We start from the raw sequence: 3,621 nt of genomic DNA on the forward strand, positions 1-3,621 counted from the left end.
ATCCAGCGGGAACTCAACACGCCCGGGGTCCTCCACCTGGCTTCGCGGCTTTTGGACGGCATTCGGACCACCGGCATCCAGGTTCCCAGGCATGTCGAAATCTTCAACGGCGGGGACCGAAGCGTCCCGGTCAACGATCTTCGGGTCAGGATCCGCCTTTACCCGGCCGAAGACCGGGTGGCCCGGATCGCCGACCGCATCCTCCGGCCCGACAAGGCCCGGACCATTCTGGCCCGGGGTGTTGATTTCGCCGAACTGAGCGGCATCTTCGAGCCCCAAACCGCCGAAACCCTGTTCGACGAGATCACTTCGTCACCCGACGAAGGCGGATCCTATGGCCGGCTGGTCATGCCCGGCCTCTTGGTCAACATCCCTTGGGAGCATTCCAATGGCCGCTGGATTCCGGAATTTCAATGGCGTCTGGTCTACGAGGCCGCCCGGGGCAATCTGCGTCAGGGTGTGCTGCGCGACGAGGAGATCCCCCGGCGCTTCCGTCTCTTCATGGACGACCTCAAATATGTCGGCGGCGAGCAGAACCTGTCCAAGGTCTTTGTCTCCCGGACCCTGCCCCCGCCCGACACCCTCAGGGTCCTGAAGCGGAACGGCATCGGCGTGGTCCTGGTCCGGGGCCTGTCCTGCCGCACCAGCCCGAACGGAGCCCACGAGGCCGACTTCTACCACGACCAGTCAACCTATGAGGAACTCGTCCGGCTCGAAGCCGAGGGCCTGCGCTTCTACATGGCCGTTACCCACAACGGGGCCTCTCATGTCAGGGAATTCTACAAGGGCCTGTGGGTCACCGCTCCGGGCAAGGAAAACCTGGACCGGGTCCACACGACCATCGCCGTGTTCGGATCGGCCCTGGAGCAGTTTCAGGACGTCTTGACCACCCAGTTCCGGGATTTTTTGGCCGCGTTGAAAAGCGACCTGAGGCTTGGAGACGATTTCGCCGTGGCCCACGGCAGCGGTCCGGGGGCCATGAAGGCCATCGACCAGGCCGCCGCTGATCTTGGCGTGTTGCGGATCGGCGTGGGCATCGACGCCGAAAAACTCGGTCAGTCGCCAAATCTGGAACCCGAAGCCCTGGTCCAGTTCGTCAGCCTAGCCCTGAACACCCGTCAGGACATCCTGGACCGCCGGTCCATCTTCAAGATCTTCAACGTCGGCGGTTTCGGCACCAGCTACGAGATGAACATGGCCCTGACCTTCATGAAGATCGGCCACTGCCTCCCGGCCCCGTACATCTTTGTCGACCCCTTTGGCCTCGGCCCGGACGGAACCCACCTCTGGACCCAGGCCGTGGCCCAGTTCAAGGCCATCTCCACCCCAAACCACGTCAACGGACTGGATCTCCCCCCCTTCGGCCCGGCCTGGATTCCCCGCTGTTGCCACCTGGTCAGGTCCTACGCCGAAGGCCTGAAGATCATCCAGGGTTTCATGGATGACCCCTGCGCCTATTGGAAGCAGGTCGAGGTCGGCTCGGCCATTGTCCAGCGGGCCAGGGAGAATCTGGACGCCCTGCAGATGCCGGTCCCGCCCTACATCGCCTCGGCTGTGTGCAGTTTGAAACCCTGAGACCTGCAGACAGGATGATCCGGGATATGGTCGTGGATGATCGAAAAGTGGTCCATGGTCGGCCTTTCTCTTCCCCAATGATGGGAAAGGCATGATCCTCCAACGAGCCCTGGCCCTGATGGAGGATCATGCCGGTCTTCTGGCCTGGGTTGGTCTTGGCTCGGGGCTGCTGTTCGTGGCCACTCTGACCCTGTTGCCCTGGCTGGCCGCCAGGCTTCCCCAAGACTATCTGACGGCCGAAAAACCGCTGAAAAAGAAAAGACCCTGGATCGCCTGGCCAGCTCTTATTTTCAAGAATGCCCTCGGCCTCGCCCTGATCGCCCTGGGGCTGGCCATGCTGGTTCTGCCCGGCCAGGGCCTTCTGACCGTCATCGTCGGGCTCGGGCTTGTCGACTTTCCGGGACGCCGCTCCCTGGAGCGCCACTGCCTAGCCCACCCTCGGGTCTTTCCGGCCCTGAACTGGCTCCGGGCCCAAAAAGGTCGACCACCCCTCCACCCGCCATGGGCTTGAGTGGCCTCAGTCCTTCTCCGACTCGACCCGTGGGCGTTTTTCCTTGGCTGGACAACTCTCCCGGGGTTTACTGTCTAACTTACCTGCCATGGGGCACTCTCCGGACGAACAGCCCGAACAGCAGGATTCTCCCCTGGCCCCGGCCCGCAAGGTCCGAATGACGTACCAAGCGGCCACCGCGACCACGACTGCGACCACTGCGGCCTGCCAGAAAGTCGACATCAGCTTGCCTCCGGGGGTTTGTTCCAGATGGCCTTGAAGCCGTCCATGGCCTTGTCCGTACTCATCAAGCGAACCAGTTCCTTGGCCACTTCCTTGGGATTGAAGTCTTCCCTGGTAACCTCGGTCACGCACAACACCCAGCGTCGGCCTGAACGGCCGAGGTAGAGTTCCCGGCGCACGGCCGCCGAAACCTCGGTCAGGATGCCTGAGGAAAAAAACGGCCGTGCCTCGTCGGCCTCGTCGTTCAGCCACATGTACCGGATGCTGTCCTCGTCCTCGGGAAGTACGCCCAGATGCTTGGCCTTCCAGGCGCAGAGATCGAAAATTTCCCGCAAGGGTGTGTCGTCGTTCATGCCCCGTACCTCCTGTCGCCGGAAAACGGCCTTTGCGCCATGGCTATGCCTCCCCACCGGAAATTGCAACCCGGAACCCGGCCGCAATGATCCGTCCAGACAAAAATCTCCCCGGACGATATGCGTCGCCCGGGGAGAAGCCACAGATTGAGGTCAGGAAAAAACTAGAAGCGCATGCTTTTTTCGAGCTTGTCGAGCAGGGCCCGCTCCTCTGCCTTGCGCAGGCGCTCGTCGCGCTCGGTTTTGACTTTGAAGGCTTCCTGGACTTTGACCACCAGGTATTCATATTCGTAGGGCTTCATGATGTAGTCGTAGGCCCCGAGGCGCATACCCTCCACGGCTGAGGACACCTCGCCGTGGCCGGTGAGCATGATCACCTCGACCCCGGGGTGTTTGACCCGCATCTGGGACAGGGCCTCGATCCCGTTCATTTCCGGCATCTGAATATCCATGACCACGATGTCGGCCTTTTCCTTGTCCAGGAAGTCCAGGGCCTTCTTCCCCCTGTCCACGTCAGACACGGTGTAGCCAGTGGTCTTCAGGCGCTCGGCCAGGGTCTGGCGAAAATCGTCTTCATCGTCAACGAGCAGTATCTTGGGCAGGTTCTCCATCTCATGGTCCTCCTTGAGGTACTTCTGAATTATCCTAACATTCTATTACAGGAAATCAAAATTGCTTTCAACCCTGGAAGGGAGCCGAAGGAATCGGCTCCCTTCTTTGCTTGGTCAACTGATTCCGAACATCGGCCAGTACACGAGGGCACTGAGCACACAGATCACGAGGAGCAGAAGACACCAGGGAATGGCCACCTTGGAGAACTCGATCTGGTTGAAATACCCGGTGCTGTAGGCAATGATCGTTGGAGGGCAACCTATGACCAGCATGATGAATGAGGTGGACATCGGAGCCAGCAGACCCACGGCCTCGACGCTCATGTTCATCATGCTGGCCATAGGCAGG

General features: G+C 61.0%; 5 protein-coding genes. 1 reads left to right on the forward strand and 4 read right to left on the reverse strand.

Going from position 1 to position 3,621, the window contains the following annotated elements; all coding sequences use genetic code 11:
* Positions 1-1,693 precede the first annotated feature (1,693 nt).
* Positions 1,694-2,086, forward strand: a complete 393-nt coding sequence (locus tag EOM25_13060; GenBank protein ID NCC26104.1) for a hypothetical protein — start codon at positions 1,694-1,696, stop codon at positions 2,084-2,086.
* Between the two features lie 6 nt (positions 2,087-2,092).
* Here EOM25_13060 and EOM25_13065 read toward each other — a convergent pair whose 3' ends face one another.
* The 4 genes from EOM25_13065 to EOM25_13080 form a co-directional block, all read right to left on the reverse strand.
* Positions 2,093-2,308 (reverse strand): FeoB-associated Cys-rich membrane protein, encoded by a 216-nt coding sequence (locus tag EOM25_13065; protein ID NCC26105.1) that lies wholly within the window; start codon positions 2,306-2,308, stop codon positions 2,093-2,095.
* On the reverse strand, positions 2,308-2,661 hold the full coding sequence (locus EOM25_13070) for a hypothetical protein (GenBank protein ID NCC26106.1): 354 nt from the start codon (positions 2,659-2,661) through the stop codon (positions 2,308-2,310). The genes EOM25_13065 and EOM25_13070 overlap by 1 nt, the downstream gene beginning before the upstream one ends.
* A gap of 164 nt (positions 2,662-2,825) precedes the next feature.
* Complete coding sequence (locus EOM25_13075) at positions 2,826-3,272, reverse strand: response regulator (GenBank protein ID NCC26107.1); 447 nt, start codon at positions 3,270-3,272, stop codon at positions 2,826-2,828.
* 114 nt (positions 3,273-3,386) lie between these two features.
* A partial coding sequence (locus EOM25_13080) for a sodium/sulfate symporter (GenBank protein NCC26108.1) occupies positions 3,387-3,621 on the reverse strand: 235 nt, incomplete at its 5' end.

This window comes from Deltaproteobacteria bacterium (assembly GCA_009929795.1).
GTDB lineage: Bacteria > Desulfobacterota > Desulfovibrionia > Desulfovibrionales > Desulfomicrobiaceae > RZZR01.

Bases quoted from the DNA above. Each gene is read 5' to 3' on its own strand.
- EOM25_13060 (NCC26104.1), top strand. From the start codon at position 1,694: ATGGAGGATCATGCCGGTCTTCTGGCCTGGGTTGGTCTTGGCTCGGGG.
- EOM25_13065 (NCC26105.1), bottom strand. From the start codon at position 2,308: ATGTCGACTTTCTGGCAGGCCGCAGTGGTCGCAGTCGTGGTCGCGGTG.
- EOM25_13070 (NCC26106.1), bottom strand. From the start codon at position 2,661: ATGAACGACGACACACCCTTGCGGGAAATTTTCGATCTCTGCGCCTGG.
- EOM25_13075 (NCC26107.1), bottom strand. From the start codon at position 3,272: ATGGAGAACCTGCCCAAGATACTGCTCGTTGACGATGAAGACGATTTT.